The 15,099-nt window shown below is 43.0% G+C and carries 13 protein-coding genes; 7 read left to right on the top strand and 6 right to left on the bottom strand.

Features of this window, described 5'->3' with window-relative positions:
• Positions 1-100 precede the first annotated feature (100 nt).
• Complete coding sequence (locus J2Z34_RS16840) at positions 101-1,297, top strand: cation:proton antiporter (RefSeq protein WP_209461035.1); 1,197 nt, start codon at positions 101-103, stop codon at positions 1,295-1,297.
• Positions 1,298-1,384: 87 nt separating this feature from the next.
• Here the strand turns inward: J2Z34_RS16840 and J2Z34_RS16835 are convergent, their stop codons facing one another.
• A complete protein-coding gene (locus J2Z34_RS16835; RefSeq protein ID WP_209461034.1) occupies positions 1,385-2,335 on the bottom strand; it encodes a LysR family transcriptional regulator in 951 nt (316 codons plus the stop codon).
• 186 nt (positions 2,336-2,521) lie between these two features.
• Between J2Z34_RS16835 and J2Z34_RS16830 the strand changes: the two genes are divergently transcribed.
• The 6 genes from J2Z34_RS16830 (at position 2,522) to J2Z34_RS16805 (ending at position 8,939) form a co-directional block, all read left to right on the top strand.
• Complete coding sequence (locus tag J2Z34_RS16830) at positions 2,522-3,538, top strand: C-terminal binding protein (protein ID WP_209461033.1); 1,017 nt, start codon at positions 2,522-2,524, stop codon at positions 3,536-3,538.
• A 16-nt stretch (positions 3,539-3,554) separates the two neighbouring features.
• The gene (locus J2Z34_RS16825; RefSeq protein WP_209461032.1) at positions 3,555-4,235 is read left to right on the top strand and encodes an RraA family protein; all 681 of its coding nucleotides are present in this window, start codon (positions 3,555-3,557) and stop codon (positions 4,233-4,235) included.
• Positions 4,236-4,355: 120 nt separating this feature from the next.
• Positions 4,356-5,372, top strand: a complete 1,017-nt coding sequence (locus J2Z34_RS16820) for a tripartite tricarboxylate transporter substrate binding protein (RefSeq protein WP_209461031.1) — start codon at positions 4,356-4,358, stop codon at positions 5,370-5,372.
• 69 nt (positions 5,373-5,441) lie between these two features.
• Positions 5,442-5,888 (top strand): tripartite tricarboxylate transporter TctB family protein, encoded by a 447-nt coding sequence (locus J2Z34_RS16815; RefSeq protein WP_209461030.1) that lies wholly within the window; start codon positions 5,442-5,444, stop codon positions 5,886-5,888.
• Between the two features lie 21 nt (positions 5,889-5,909).
• Positions 5,910-7,460 carry a tripartite tricarboxylate transporter permease gene (locus J2Z34_RS16810; RefSeq protein WP_209461029.1) on the top strand — a complete coding sequence of 517 codons (1,551 nt, stop codon included), beginning with the start codon at positions 5,910-5,912 and terminating at the stop codon, positions 7,458-7,460.
• A gap of 243 nt (positions 7,461-7,703) precedes the next feature.
• A complete protein-coding gene (locus J2Z34_RS16805; protein ID WP_245250893.1) occupies positions 7,704-8,939 on the top strand; it encodes an SLC13 family permease in 1,236 nt (411 codons plus the stop codon).
• A 175-nt stretch (positions 8,940-9,114) separates the two neighbouring features.
• On the opposite strand, the gene J2Z34_RS16800 is transcribed toward J2Z34_RS16805, so the two are convergent.
• The 5 genes from J2Z34_RS16800 to J2Z34_RS16780 all read right to left on the bottom strand — a co-directional run bounded on the left by J2Z34_RS16800 (position 9,115) and on the right by J2Z34_RS16780 (position 14,471).
• Positions 9,115-9,987: a beta-keto acid cleavage family enzyme gene (locus J2Z34_RS16800; protein WP_209461027.1), complete on the bottom strand. Its 873-nt coding sequence runs from the start codon at positions 9,985-9,987 to the stop codon at positions 9,115-9,117.
• A gap of 51 nt (positions 9,988-10,038) precedes the next feature.
• Positions 10,039-11,592, bottom strand: a complete 1,554-nt coding sequence (locus J2Z34_RS16795) for a sodium:solute symporter family protein (protein WP_209461026.1) — start codon at positions 11,590-11,592, stop codon at positions 10,039-10,041.
• A gap of 225 nt (positions 11,593-11,817) precedes the next feature.
• Positions 11,818-13,068 carry a thiolase family protein gene (locus tag J2Z34_RS16790; protein WP_209461025.1) on the bottom strand — a complete coding sequence of 417 codons (1,251 nt, stop codon included), beginning with the start codon at positions 13,066-13,068 and terminating at the stop codon, positions 11,818-11,820.
• Between the two features lie 33 nt (positions 13,069-13,101).
• A complete protein-coding gene (locus J2Z34_RS16785; protein WP_209461024.1) occupies positions 13,102-13,815 on the bottom strand; it encodes a 3-oxoacid CoA-transferase subunit B in 714 nt (237 codons plus the stop codon).
• Positions 13,815-14,471: a CoA transferase subunit A gene (locus J2Z34_RS16780; RefSeq protein ID WP_209461023.1), complete on the bottom strand. Its 657-nt coding sequence runs from the start codon at positions 14,469-14,471 to the stop codon at positions 13,815-13,817. The genes J2Z34_RS16785 and J2Z34_RS16780 overlap by 1 nt, the downstream gene beginning before the upstream one ends.
• Positions 14,472-15,099: the final 628 nt, after the last annotated feature.

The following is a 15,099-nucleotide window of genomic DNA, read 5'->3' as shown; positions in this document are numbered from 1 at the left end:
ATGCCCTAATCCTTGGAGTATGCTCTCATAAGGTTAATATGGAAATCTAAGATATACCGAGATAATAAGAGATAATTGGTTTAAATTAAGGGAGGTCTCCATGCTTACATCAATTGCACTTATACTTCTTATCGGCTTCACATTGAGCGGAATCCTTGGAAAGCTAGGCCTTCCAGGACTCCTCGGTATGGTCGCGACCGGGATTATCCTCGGGCCCTATGGCTTTGACCTGATTTCACCTGAAATCCTGGACATCTCAGCTGAACTCAGGCAGATTGCACTGATAGTCATATTGGCGAGAGCAGGACTTTCACTTGACCTGAAGGACCTTAAGAAAGTAGGTCGCCCGGCATTCCTTCTTTGCTTCGTACCGGCAACCTTTGAGCTGCTCACAGTTACCTTACTCGCTCCTTCTCTTCTTGGAGTCACAAGACTTGAAGCAGCAATACTTGGTGCCGTGCTCGCAGCAGTTTCCCCGGCAGTTGTGGTTCCAAGGATGCTTCACCTGATGGAATCAGGCTATGGCCGGGATAAGAAGATACCTCAGATGATAATGGCAGGAGCATCCGTTGATGACGTCTATGTCATTGTCCTGTTCACAGCTTTCCTGGGAATGCATGGAGGCTCAGGCTTCGATGCAGCAAGCCTTGTGAAGGTCCCTGTATCGGTAGTATCAGGTATAGCTGTCGGAATACTTGCCGGATATATCCTGGTCAGGATATTCAAGATGTTCCACATGAGAGACACCATAAAGGTCCTGATCATACTAAGCGTATCCATGCTCATGGTTTCGGTTGAAGAATTGCTTAAACCCTGGTTCCCCATGTCAGGACTCCTTGCAGTCATGGCAATCGGTGGAACCATACTAAAGACATATGAGCTTCTGGCCAAAAGGATAATGGGTAAATTCTCCAAGATTTGGGTAGGCTCTGAGATTCTTCTCTTCGTTCTTGTCGGGGCCGCAGTCAACATAACTGCTCTTGGCGGTACAGGCGTAAAGGCACTAATACTTATATTCTCTGCACTCATTGTCCGAATGCTGGGTGTAGCAATAAGCGTATCAGGTACAGACCTGACATTGAAGGAAAGGCTCTTCTGCGCAATAGCGTATCTTCCTAAAGCAACAGTTCAGGCAGCCATTGGCTCCATACCTCTTGCCATGGGAGTACCGGCAGGAGGAACCATACTCTCAGTTGCAGTACTCGCAATAATGGTAACCGCACCTCTAGGAGCGATTGGTATAGACAAGACATATAAGGTGTTCCTGACCTTACCAACAGAACATCTGAATAATTGATACAAAATCCATACGTACATTTACTTTAAAAACAGCCAATCCCAAGTCACAATTTGACACGGGACTGGCTGTTTTTTTATACACATTTTAATACTGAATCTGATTAACTATCTTGCCAGATATATATACGGTTCTTATCGCCTCGGCTAAAAGCTGTGCCTGTCTGCTAATGATTGAGCGGGTCTTGTGGGCAATTCCCAGCTCCCAGGCAAGGGGTGGATCATCAACCCTGAAGAATGACAGAGATCCGGGTCTTTCCTTGTATTTCAATATCGCCTCTGGAACAAATGTAACGCCTACACCAGATGAGACAAGATTGAGTGCCGTGACTACATTTGAGGTTTCAAGCACTGGTGAAGATACGATTTCGTACTTGTTCAATAGATTCTGTGTAAGCTGACGAAGCTGATTTTCCTCCTTCATCAACACAAAGGGTTCTTTTTTGAACAGGAGAAACTCTTCCTGTGTAAGCGTAGGGACTTCATCGTCCAAATCATGATTAATACCTTCAAGTATTGGATTGTTTTTGTTCACAGCGAAAAGGATATGTTCATATGCAAGATGTTCGAAGGTCACGCTGCTTTGTGTGTTCGGAAGCTGCATCATGCAAAAATCAGCCTTACCCTGTTCAAGTAGCGAAAGCAGGTATTGCTGTGAGCCTTCCTTGAGCTCGATTGAAACATTCGGATACTTTTTCATGAAATCAGGAAAAATTAGTGGCATCAGTATGGACGATCTCCACAGAGTTATACCTATTGTTACCTTTCCGGAAATCGAGCTGGAGATATAGAGAATATCCTGTTCAAATTTCTTGGTGATTCTAATGACATCCTTGACATACTCCATATACAGCTCTCCTGCTGGAGTCAGCTTCAGTGGATGTGACTCCCGTGAGAACAAAGTTGCGCCTACATTCTCTTCCAATTTCTTCAGGTATTTTGTAAGCGAAGGCTGTGATATGTATAGCCTTGCGGCTGCCTTGGAGATACTCTTTTCCTCTGCTATGGCCAAAAAGTACTCATAACTATGTTCAATCATGTACTCACCTCTCCTCAACTATATGCCTTGCAGGCTATAAATACAATGCGTTTATTGGTATTAGATTAGCTGTAAACATTAACATATAATGAATTTACAAATTAGCAAGAGTATTTCAAGATAGTTAGCAATTTAACAAGCTCTATGATGAAGTATTGCTAATCACTATTCATGGAGGTGCATATCATGTGGAATGCCGTAATCGTCGACAGTGACTACGGAAGCGTAAGCAAAGAGAACCAGAACTATTTGAAGGCAGAATATGAGAAAAGGAATATCTCATTAAGGATTGAGCATTTCAATACACCAGAGGAGATAATCGAAGGCTGCCAGGATGCTGATGCAATATTAGGTACAGGTAATCCACCAATAACAAGAAAGGTTTTGGAAAGCCTTCCCAAACTAAAGGTCATCCAGAGATTCGGTATAGGAGTAAACTCTATCGACCTGGAAGCTGCAAAAGAGACAGGAGTTCTTGCACTGTATATGCCCGGGTTCTGCGTAGATGAGCTGGCTATACACGCTTCAGCACTCATACTAAATCTGCTTAGAAACATCTCCTACTATGACAGAGGAATAAGGCAGGGTGAATGGAGAAAGGCTCAGGGAGTAGTTCCCAGAAATCCGAAGGACCTGACCCTCGGGCTATACGGATTCGGTGGTTCAGCTAAGCCGCTCTATAACATATTCAGGCAGGGATTCGGAACCAAAGTGATTGCAGCAGATCCTTATGTCAAAAGTGAAATGAAAGCTGAGTATGATGTGGATTTCGTTTCCTTTGATGAACTTCTTGAAAAATCCGACATCATATCAATCCATGCTCCACTTACACCTGAAACCAAACACATCTTCAACAAGGAAGCCTTTAAGAAGATGAAGAAGAACAGCATGATCATAAACATATCCAGAGGAGAGCTTATTGACCAGAAAGCTCTAGTTGAAGCTCTGAATGAAGGGGAAATACAGTTTGCAGGACTAGACGTGTTCGAGCAGGAACCTCTGCCAGTTGAAAGCCCTCTTGTAGGAAATGACCAGACAGTCCTCACCTGCCACAGCGCGTTCTATGGTGACAATGCACAGAATAATCAGCTGACATTGGCATTAGAGCTTGTCGATTCAGTGCTTAATCATAAGATGGTGGTTCGAAAGTACATTGCAAACAGTGGTGTTACTAGCAAAATTGAAAATTTCGAGATAGTTTGAAAAACGGAGGAAACAAATGAATATAGGATGTCGCATAGTAGAGGATTTTGAAAGACCAGCTAAAGAACTCGTAGAACTCTTCAGAGAGTTTCCAGTAGCAAACATCGATGACTGCATGAACAGAATGGCAGCAATACATCAGGACATAAGGCCGATGAACAGCGCAAAGCTGCTCGGACCAGCGTTTACTGTAAAGGTACCCGAAGGTGACAACCTTATGTTCCATAAGGCAATGGATATGGCAAAGGAAGGTGATGTCATTGTCATTGACGCAGGTGGAATGACAAGCAGAGCAATATTCGGAGAGCTTATGCTGACATACTGCAAAAGCCGCGGAGTTGCAGGAGTCATTGTGGACGGCAGCATAAGGGATAAGGATACCATATCAAAAATGGATATACCTGTATACGCTCGCGGAATAACACCTAACGGCCCATACAAGAACGGACCAGGTGAAATCAATACTGTAATTTCCTTCGGAGGACAGGTCGTAAGGCCTGGTGACCTTATCATCGGTGATGAGGATGGAGTCATAGTAGTCAAGCCTGAGGAAGCCGTTGAGCTTGCACAGAAAGTCCAAGCCGTATCTGACAAGGAAATGGACATAATGGACAAGATTCTGAACGAAGGCACCTATATAAGGCCATGGGTAGATGAGAAACTTGCAGAAATAGGCTGCGAATATATACCCAGGTAGACGTTGCAACATGTTTCATAACATTCTTTTGACCGGGAAACAAATGATTACTGATAGCCTTAGTTAGAAATGTATCTCTGTTAATTAAAGGGTAAAAAAATAAATTCGGGAGATGTCAAAATGAAAAAAAGATTAAGTGTTCTGTTACTCCTTTTATCAATGGTTCTTATGATTGTAAGCGGTTGTGCAGCAAAGACAGAAACGCCTTCAACTCCAAGCAGTACCACAGCCCCATCAGCAGAAGTCAAGTACCCGACCAAGCCGATCACAATAATGGTAGGCTATTCAGCCGGCGGATCTTCAGATGTAATGGTTAGAATACTTGCCAATAAACTTGAGAAGTACATCGGGCAGCCTATCGTAGTTGTTAATAAGACAGGAGCTGGCGGATGGGTAGCATGGGAAGAGCTTATAAAGAGCACGACCCCAGATGGATATACCATCTCGCTCATCAATACACCTAACATCACATTAGGTGCATTCGACAGTGTAAATCCAAGGGCATATACCATAGATGATGTTGATCTTCTCGCTAATCAGGTTACAGACTTTAATGTCATCGCAATCAGGAATGACGAGAAAAGATATACCGACCTGGGTTCCCTGGTTGAATATGCCAAGACCAATACTGTGCTTTCTGCAAGCTCGGCAACCGGAATCATTTCAGATGATGCCACTGTCGTAGAATACTTCAACATGAACTACAAGACTGATTTCGAAATAATACAGACTGCAGGAGCAAAAGACAATGAAACCATGTTCATATCAGGTAACAGCGATGTACTGGTTGCTAACATCGCGGATGTGCTCGCAGCATCAAAAAATGGAAGCTACAAGATAATAGCAATATTCTCCCCAGAAAGGTCAAAGCTGCTGCCAGACGTCCCTACTGTCAAGGAACTCGGCTTTGGAGATGCATATATGTTCTCAGCAAGAGGATATGCTCTTCCAAAGGGTGTTGATCCTGCAATCAAGGAAAAGATCATGGCAGCGCTTGAAAGTGCGATCAATGATCCAGAAGTTGTTAACAAGCTGAATGAAATGGGTGCTCAGACTGACTTCATGAAAGGTCAGGAGTATTACGACTTCCTTAAGAACAATGTCAATCTATCAAAAGGAATATACGGTATAAAGTAAGTCATATGGGGTATTTTGGGAGTACGCAGGACGTACTCCCCTATCCATATATAAGGAGGACTAAGCCAATTGAACACAAAATCGATACACCAGGATGTTTATATCAGCGCAGCACTCTTCATGATACTGGCGCTACTTTTTACAATAACACTCAAACTGCCAGATTCATCTTCAATCTTCCCGTTTATGCTGATTGGCGGAATCGGGATACTGAATGTATTCGTAATGCTGAAGGCTCTGAGTAAAACCAAGGCAATGAGAACATCTGAATCTAACATCACAAATCCGATAAACTGGGAAACAATTAAGATACCAATGCTGATTTTTATTATGACTGTTGGTTATATTGTAATCTTCCAATTCACGAATTTCTTTGTCTCTTCGTCCATTTTTCTAATTACACTAATGAAATTCTATAAGGTCAAATCATGGAAAGTCATCATTCTGACGACTATCATATTCAATGTCATCATATATGTCGGTTTTGTCAGATTCCTGAATGTTCCATTGATTTAGTACTATGAAAGGAGATTTGAAATGGATTTTGGAACTATAATTGGTAACATTTTTACCTTAGAAGTCATGGGTGCACTATTCCTCGGTACTACTGTTGCCATCATTATGGGAGCCCTTCCTGGACTAAGTGCAAGCATGGCAGTTGCGCTTCTGATACCTGTGACATTTGGTATGAATCCAATCGCAGGCCTTGTAATGCTTACAGGAGTTTACACTGCTGCTGTGTATGGAGGCTCGATTACCGCGATCCTCCTGCATACCCCCGGAACACCGGCTTCTGCAGCAACTGCTATCGATGGCTACGAACTCGCGAAAAAAGGTCAAGGCTTCAAGGCTATAGGAGTAGCTACAGTAAGCTCAGTCATTGGAGGAGTAATATCTGCACTTGCACTGATGTTCCTCAGCCCGCCTCTTGCACAGATTTCACTTAAGTTCGGTCCTCTTGAGTATTTCCTTCTGGCAGTATTCGGATTGACTATAATCGGCAGCCTTGCTGGAGACTCAATGGCTAAAGGAATGATAGGCGGACTGGTAGGTCTGTTCATTGGAATAGTTGGCCTTGATATGATGAACGGTGTTCCAAGGTTCACCTTCGGACTGCTTCCTCTCGAAAGTGGAGTGTCGATGGTCCCTGCTATGATTGGAATGTTCTCTATATCACAGGTCATGATCATGACAGAGGATATTATAAAGGGAAAATCAAATCTAACCGAAGGTTCAGAGAATCTTCTTACCGGACGATTCCTGCCTACCTGGAAAGAGTTCAAGGTACTAGTACCAACGATAATAAAGTCATCAATCATGGGTGTATTCGTTGGTATACTTCCTGGAGCAGGTGCTGACATTGGCTCCTGGGTTGCATACAACGAAGCGAAACGATCATCGAAACATCCTGAAAACTTTGGAAAAGGCGAAATGCTTGGAATCGCAGCTTCAGAATCGGCAAATAATGCAGTTACAGGAGGAGCGCTAATACCACTCCTTACACTGGGTATTCCCGGAAGCTCTGTTGCAGCCATACTTCTTGGCGGCCTTATGATCCAGGGACTTGTTCCAGGGCACGAGCTGTTTGATGTATATGCTGAAATAACATATTCAGTCATGTTTGGATTCCTCATCGCGAACCTCATGATGGGATTCATCGGATATGTCATCGCAAAGCAGGCTGTTAAACTCTCAAAGGTACCAATGTCTGTTCTCGCTCCTATCATAGTAGCATTGTCAGTAGTCGGCTCCTTCGCAATCGCGAACAGCATGTTTGACGTATATATCATGGGTGCCTTCGGTCTCATAGCTTACTTCATGCGAAAATCAGGATTCGGAACAGCACCAACCATACTTGGAGTAATTCTTGGTGCAATGCTTGAAGCCAACTGGAGAAGAGCTCTCGTACTTTCAAAGGGAAGCATGTTCAATTACTTCCTAAACCGCCCCATAGCTCTTGTTCTTCTAATTTTGATTCTTGGTTCCCTCTTTGTTCCAATGATCATGAGTAGGGTCAAACGCAAGATGAACAGCGATTTGAAGGTAGAATCAGGCGATAACTCACATGAGTCTTCTGATATTGACTAAAAGCAGATTGCAAATTGATTTATAATCCACATAATACTTATTACTTTAGCCATCCGTATCGGGTGGTTTTTTTCTCTGTATTCTTAAACAGGAAGTGGCTTTACAATCATGGTGTGGCAAATCCTTGCATCATATTGTATGATGAATCAGTAAAATCGATGACATACAGAGCTGACTAATCCAATTGAAAGGACATAACCCACAATGCAGCAATCGACACTAACAATAATCGTATTATTTATAATGGCAATATTGTTCATTACTGAAAAGCTTCCTCTGGCACTGACCTCTATGTCTGGTGCGGCTGTTCTGGTCCTAGCAGGAGTAATAGAAATTCCAGACCTGTTTTCAGCATTTTCAAGCTCTACTGTTGTGCTGCTTGTTTCGATGATGATAATCGGAGCATCTCTGTTCCATACTGGTATTGCAAGTATCATGAGCGATAAAATAATTCAGTTTACAGGTACTACAGAGAAAGGAATCATGATTGGAACCTTGATATCTACTGCATTATTATCTTCAATCTGCAGCGGCGTAGCCGTGGTTGCCATGATGCTTCCTATTGTCATAGGGATAAGCACAAGAGCCAAAGTATCAGTTTCAAGACAGCTGATCCCCCTTTGCTTCGCTGCAAGCTTTGCCGGCAATCTTACTCTAGTCGGCGCTGCAAGCAATGTGATAGTATCAGGACAAATGAAGATTCTGGGTGTTCGGCCTCTCTCGTTCCTCGAGCTTGGTAAAGTCGGCCTGCCAATCACCATCCTGGGCATTCTTTATTTCCTGATTGCAGGAAAGGCATTCCTTACTCCAGGTGATTCATCTGACAAGGAATATCTGTATGCATTCATGGGAAAAACCAGTATCCAGAGTCAATCAATCAGCATAAAGGGAATTCTCAATATTGTGATTCTCTTCGCAGTACTTGCTGCCATGGCTTTGGACAATGATGCATTACCAATGCACCTTGTAGCAGCGCTTGGTGCAATGGTAATGGTATTGACAGGCTGCATCAAGGAAAATGACGCCTATAAAGCTGTCGATTGGTCTACAATATTCATTGTCGCAGGGATGAGCGCAGTATCTAAAGCCATGGATGCTAGTGGAGCGGCACAGCTCCTAAGCACTTCAGTCGCATCCATGATTGGGACTGAATCAAGCAAACTGCTTGTACTATTTGTTATTGTTGGATTCACTATGCTTCTTACAAATTTCATGATGAATACTACCACAGCGGTGCTGCTGACTCCTCTTTTCATACCGTTGGCTATTGCACTTGAAATCAATCCCGTTGCTGTAGGTGTGGGAATCTGCGTGGCAGCATCAAGCCCTTTCCTTACACCAGTGGGTTCTGGAACAAACACATTGATTGTAAAGCCAGGAAACCTAAAATTCATGGATTTCTTCAGGCCAGGGCTCGGCGTTTCCATTCTGATAATGGCTTGCAGCATTGTATTTATCCCATTGTTCTGGCCTCTATGAGTTTCAGCAAGTTTAATTCACTTCATTATCTTGATTCGAGATTCTTATACTTTGAGACAAACAATTACCTGTCGAACTATTCTATATAACTAGTTCAAAATTTCGGGCTTGCTAATTACATAAATATGTAAGAGTCGGGATCAAAGCATTTATGCCTTGATCCCGACTCTTCATCTTACATTTTTTTAAGCTTCAATATTGCCCTTGCTTCATCAGGTGTAGCTACTTCCATACCAATCTCATGTATTATCCTTACTACCCTCTCAACCATCTGGGCATTGCTCTTCGCAAGCTCTCCCTTAGTGTAGTATACGTTGTCTTCAAAACCTACTCGGACATTTCCACCTTTCAGCAGAGTCTGAACAACACCTGTCAAATGAGTCTTGGCACCAATTGATATTGTACTGAAGTTGACATTCTGATCCTTTGGCAATTTTGATATCATGAAATCAAGATTCTGCTCCGAGTATGAAATGGCTCCCTGGCTTATCTTGTTCATGCCCATTACAAAGGAAAGTGATATTGGGTCATCAAGAATACCTGCTGGCTGATAAACATCGAATACATCTTCAAGAGTCTCAACATTGAATATTTCCAGCTCTGGCTTTATATTTAGCTCCTTCATCCTCCGTGCTGTCTTCATTATCCAGTCTCTTGTCCACATGTAAATCCATGTAAGGTCTCCCCAGGATGTAGTTATAAGTGAACAATCAAGTGAGCACATCTCCGGACGCACATCCGGTGATAGGAATAATGCAGCCAGCCCCTCATCCGCAACTGAACCTGGTTTTGTCGGCGGAGCTGTGGAGTTCTGAAGTATGATGTTGCATTTAGACCTAATTTTGCTGTTGATTTCTGCAAACGTATCTGTATCGCAGCTAGAGCGATCGTCCTTATCCCTTGTATGGACATGTACGATAGACGCACCGGCATTGTAGCAGTCATAAGCTGAAGCAGCAATTTCATCTGGTTGAGTTGGAATATTTGGATTTAATTCCTTGCCATGAAACGCACCTGTCTGAGCTACTGTAATGATTACCTTTTTCATATTTTACCTTCTTTTCTTATTATCAATACATGCAACGAAGCTACAAGTCAATTAAACTATTTCATCAGCAGTACTTGGGGCAACTTCATTCATTTCTGCAATATATTCCTTGGTGCCTTCATCATACATCGAACCATACTTGTCTTTGTATGCTTGAGTCCTGAAATAAGCAGGATTCTTATCGAGAATAGTAACAGCGGCGAGGGATATCAATGTTACTACCAGCATGAACCATACTGGATGAAGGAATATGGGCGCTAATGCTTTTGAGTTAAGTACCCATACCACCATAGCAATATAGGATGTTATCATCAAAACCATGGCAGTCTTTGATTTTGCAATTTTAGGGAGGTATATGGTTGTCAGTATTATTATGCCGAATGGTACGCTAAGCGCAAGTCCTGCTCCGACGAAGCTTAAAAGCACCTTTACAAAGAATGCTGCAAAGCAGCTGACTGCAGTGAATACAACTATTCCAGATATTCCAGCTCTTAGCTCAGCCTGTGAACTAAGCTTCTTTCCTCTTCTAGCAGCCGCCGGTTTAAGTATGTCATTTACAAACATAGTCGATGCTGAAATTGAGAGATTTGTAGCTGTGGATACGCTCGCTGCCCAAAGTCCTGCCAGTGATAGTCCTGCAAGGACACCAGGCATGCTTACTATAAACATTGGCATCGCCATTGCACTGTTGGGAAGGTTCGGATAAAGCTTGAGGGCTCCCATACCAATTATTGCACAAAGGTAACCTATTGGAGCTACCAGAAGTCCACCGATTATAAATCCCCACTTTGCGGTCTTTTCATCCTTTGCAGTTGTTATGCACTGCACCTGTGACTGATGACCGGCAACATTGAAAAACATCAATACTGGGTACACAAGCCATATTGACCAGCCAATTCCCGCAACGGGACTAAGATATTTCGCCTTGTCCGGTATATTGTTTACTATTCCTGCCCATCCACCGATATCAGGATTTGAGAAAACTGTATATATACCAAGTCCTACCGCAAGATAGCACATGACCATATTCAGTATGTTTGTAGCCCCGCATGACATCCACCCACCGAAAACCGCGATGAGGAGGAATATGATCGCTGAGAGTATCATACCGGTCTGCACAGTGAAATACTGTGGAAGAAGTGTCGCAAGGATTGTTCCACCGGCAATGAACTGAGACACCATTATTACGAAGTTCATGAAAATCTGGCCTACTGTTGCAACCATTCGTGTTGTTTCACCATAGGCATCTCCGTATAGCTGTGAAACGGTAAGCATCCTCATCCTTCTATATTTTGAAGCAAGGAGCAATCCTACGAGAGTGACAGAGAGTCCAAGCCAAAGCGGATGTGTGCCTGCTGCGAATCCATAAAGGTATCCGCCTTGAGCTGCTCCGGTTGTTGCATTTGCACCAATAGCGACACCCATTATTGTCGTCATTACAAGCGGGAGCCCCATTGAACGGCTCGCCATAAGGAATCCTTCAGCGCCTTCCTTATGAAGCTTCTTGGCCCTTGCTGCCTGTATTTTGTTTGCGAATGCTGCTATAACGAATAGTCCAATGAAATAAGTGACTACAATGATGAGTGCGACCAGGTTTTTGTCCATTCCATTTTCCCCCTTAAATTTGGTCTCTTGAGTCAAGCTTTTGCAAAATAAATATTTCATTCTTCGTGGTGGTCCTTCAACGTCCACAAAGACTTAATGGATCAAATAAAACAGTTAATCCCTTTATTGATCTTATGCCATGATACTTGATTACTCATTACCTTACATTTGGACAAGTATGTGAGCTGCAGAGGTCGTTGCAGCTCCATACACGTTCACAATGTATTATTTCGCTTTTGGATTCTCGAGGAGCACAGCAATTCCCTGTCCTCCACCAATGCATGCGGATCCTATGGCATACTTCTTGTCAGGATTGTTCAGGAACTCATAGCAAAGGCTTGTAAGGATTCTTGCCCCCGACATGCCCAGTGGATGTCCCAATGCTACAGCTCCACCATGTACGTTTAATCTTTCGTAAAGTGGGGTCCCTATATAGTTTCCTAGTTCCTTGAGGCATGCCAGAGTCTGACCGGCGAAGGCTTCATTTATCTCAAGATAATCGATATCTTCAAGTGTCAGGTTATTGTTCTCCAGCACTTTTCTAATTGCTGGTACCGGACCGATACCCATTTCGCTGGGTTCAACCCCAACAACGGCATAATCTACCATAACAGCCATAACATCGAGTCCTTTTTCCTTCGCTGTTGATTCAAGTGTGAAGATTTCGTAAGCTGCTCCATCATTGAGTCCGGATGCATTTCCAGCTGTGACAGATCCCTTTCCATCTCTTCTGAATGCAGGCTTCAGCTTAGCAAGAGCCTCCAATACAGTATTTGGCTTTGGATGTCCATCCTTTTCTACTACAGTGACATTTCCCTTCCTGTCTTTTATTTCAACTGGGATAATCTCCTGCGCGAAGCGACCGTTCTCCATAGCAGCCTTTGCTTTCATCTGGCTGTCATAGGCAAATTGGTCCTGGTCTTCTCTTGGAATGCTATATTTCTCTACAAGAATTTCAGCAGTATCACCCATATGGTTGATGAGTGGGTAAAGGCTCCTTGGCTGTGCGCTGCGGTGTCCCTCAAGATTTGCATCCAGCACCTTGAAATCTCCTGAAGTGAATCCTTTCCAGCGTGCTTCAAGAGGCAGGAAATACTCTGCACGTGAAAGGCTTTCTGCTCCGCCTGCGGCAACGAATTTTGCATCTGACAGGACAAGGTCTTTATATGCATTAATGGCTGACTGGAATCCCGAACCACATATACGGTTAACGGTCATGGCTGTGGATTCTATCTTACATCCTGCAAGAAGCGAAATTACCCTGGAAAGGTTGTTATGTACCTGAGTTCCGTTGACATGACCGGTAACAACCTCGTCAATGTCTTTAATGTCTATCTTTGCTCTTCGAGCAGCTTCTTTCAAAGCTATTGCACCCAACTCTTCTGTAGGAACAGTCTTCAGATCTCCCAGGTAAGCACCAACCGGTGTTCTTGCAGCACCAACAATAACTACTGGATCTTCTAGTCTTCTTCTCAAAATAATCTCCTCTTTCTTTATATTTTTACCTAACTAAATGTTATCAAAATATTTCGCTGGGACCGGTATTACATCACCGTCGATTAGCAGCTTCGCTTCTGTAGCTGCCTGGATTTCTTCAAGTGTATATTCTGGGTTATACTCTCGGACCTTGATTCCTTCTGATGTTACATCAAATACACCCATCTCAGTATATATTGATGTTACAACACCCTTTGCAGTCAAAGGAAGAGTGCATTTCTTAAGAATCTTTGGAGCAGCCCCTGCAGTATGATACGTAGCGACAAACACTTTCTTCGCGCCTACGCACAGATCCATTGCTCCACCCATACCTGCAACTCTTTTTCCTGGAATCATATAGTTGGCGATATTACCCAACTCATCGACTTCCATGGTGCCAAGTACAGTAGCATCTACATGTCCGCCTCTTATGATTCCAAATGAGGTAGTACTGTCAAAGAAAGATGCTCCTCTGGAGATTCCAGTCTTAGTAGCTCCGGCATTAATTACCAGATCCTCCTGCTCGACCAGCTTCTTGTCTTTGCCTTCAGTCTTCTTGATGACATCAAAAGCAGTGGAACCCAGTCCGATGACTCCGTTTTCTCCATGCATCAATACTTCCATTTCTTCGGTGACGAAATCTGCAACTGCAGTAGGAAGTCCGACTCCCAAATTTACAAGAGATCCAGGTTTCAAATCTCCTGCAATCCTTTTTGCAATAAATCTTGCCGCCTTATCCTTATCCATTATTTGCCTCCTTTTACAACAACGGTATTTACCAGTACCTGTTGTGTATCAATATCCTGGGGATCCAGTTCTCCTAATTCAACGAGCTGACCGACTTCCAGGATTGTGTTTTCTGCTGCTGCTGCCATGCTTGGTGAATGTGCATGTGCAGAACCGAAATAGCGGCAATTGCCGGCTGAATCGCCAATTGAAGCATATATTAGTGCAAATTCAGCCTTCAGGGGTTCTTCAACGAGATATTCCTCGCCCTTTATTGTCAGCTTCTGCTTTCCCTGTTCAACAAGTGTTCCAAGTCCTGCTTTGGTGATTACTCCACCCAGCCCATATCCGCCTGCCCTTATCATCTCCGCAAGACTTCCCTGAGGATAGAGCTCCACCTCAAGAGTGCCTTCCGCATGCTGCTTCACAGACTCCGGATTCGGTCCGATAATTGAACAGATGACCTTTTTGACCTGCTTATTGGTAAATAGCCTACCAGCTCCGAAGTCCTTAGTACCGGAGTCATTGCAAATGAGAGTCAGGTCTCTGACGTTTTTCTTAACCAAAGCATCAATCAACGTATGCGGTGCACCGTTGCCCCCGAATCCGCCAATCATGATTGTGGCTCCATCTTGAATTTTTTCAATTGCTTGTTCAACAGTTACTACTTTGTTCAAAATAAATCCTCCTTAGCAAACTATAGTTATAAAAATAACAAAAATTCGGAAAACGCTTACACTATTATGTAAACATTTTCTTGTATGATAGTCCACTTCCCATAATTCATAAAACCATAACCTAAGGTTATGGAATATCCTGAAGTTATGGTTACAGCATATTCAAAACTATCCTGAAACTAGCACTGGTGGCCACATTTTAAAGTTAGAGTGTTTTATATCATGTCCTCAAATGAATACGCAGCTCGTATTGCTATGAATGAAGCTTATAGATTACTATCACTATAATTTGTGTTTCTGATAAAATTTATACAATATTAAATCTATTCTACCTGAAATGCTAATTTATCACGGTAGCCCTTCCAATGACCTCCTGTCCCTGAATATCCAATCAAGTGGGCATATTAAATAGATTCCTGACCCAATAACATACTTAGGAGAGAAAGAAACTAGCACAGAAATCAACCAGAATTAAACCTGACATCATTTCTTATTAGGATATCAATGATATTTTGCACAAATCTGAATTTACTATATAATTTATTAGGAAAGAATCGTTGAGGGGAAAAGAATGGCCATCAGATGCAGGAAAGCATTGATGACCCGAATGCAATTTTTCCGATTGTAC

This window comes from Youngiibacter multivorans (genome assembly GCF_017873395.1).
Lineage (GTDB): Bacteria > Bacillota > Clostridia > Clostridiales > Clostridiaceae > Youngiibacter > Youngiibacter multivorans.
Note: the sequence above shows the minus strand (reverse complement) of the source record. Positions and strands in the feature narration are given on the sequence as shown.

What these genes read in the sequence shown, in the direction of transcription:
- J2Z34_RS16840 (WP_209461035.1), top strand. Translation starts at nt 101, where the DNA reads ATGCTTACATCAATTGCACTTATACTTCTTATCGGCTTCACATTGAGC.
- J2Z34_RS16835 (WP_209461034.1), bottom strand. Translation starts at nt 2,335, where the DNA reads ATGATTGAACATAGTTATGAGTACTTTTTGGCCATAGCAGAGGAAAAG.
- J2Z34_RS16830 (WP_209461033.1), top strand. Translation starts at nt 2,522, where the DNA reads ATGTGGAATGCCGTAATCGTCGACAGTGACTACGGAAGCGTAAGCAAA.
- J2Z34_RS16825 (WP_209461032.1), top strand. Translation starts at nt 3,555, where the DNA reads ATGAATATAGGATGTCGCATAGTAGAGGATTTTGAAAGACCAGCTAAA.
- J2Z34_RS16820 (WP_209461031.1), top strand. Translation starts at nt 4,356, where the DNA reads ATGAAAAAAAGATTAAGTGTTCTGTTACTCCTTTTATCAATGGTTCTT.
- J2Z34_RS16810 (WP_209461029.1), top strand. Translation starts at nt 5,910, where the DNA reads ATGGATTTTGGAACTATAATTGGTAACATTTTTACCTTAGAAGTCATG.
- J2Z34_RS16805 (WP_245250893.1), top strand. Translation starts at nt 7,704, where the DNA reads ATGGCAATATTGTTCATTACTGAAAAGCTTCCTCTGGCACTGACCTCT.
- J2Z34_RS16800 (WP_209461027.1), bottom strand. Translation starts at nt 9,987, where the DNA reads ATGAAAAAGGTAATCATTACAGTAGCTCAGACAGGTGCGTTTCATGGC.
- J2Z34_RS16795 (WP_209461026.1), bottom strand. Translation starts at nt 11,592, where the DNA reads ATGGACAAAAACCTGGTCGCACTCATCATTGTAGTCACTTATTTCATT.
- J2Z34_RS16785 (WP_209461024.1), bottom strand. Translation starts at nt 13,815, where the DNA reads ATGGATAAGGATAAGGCGGCAAGATTTATTGCAAAAAGGATTGCAGGA.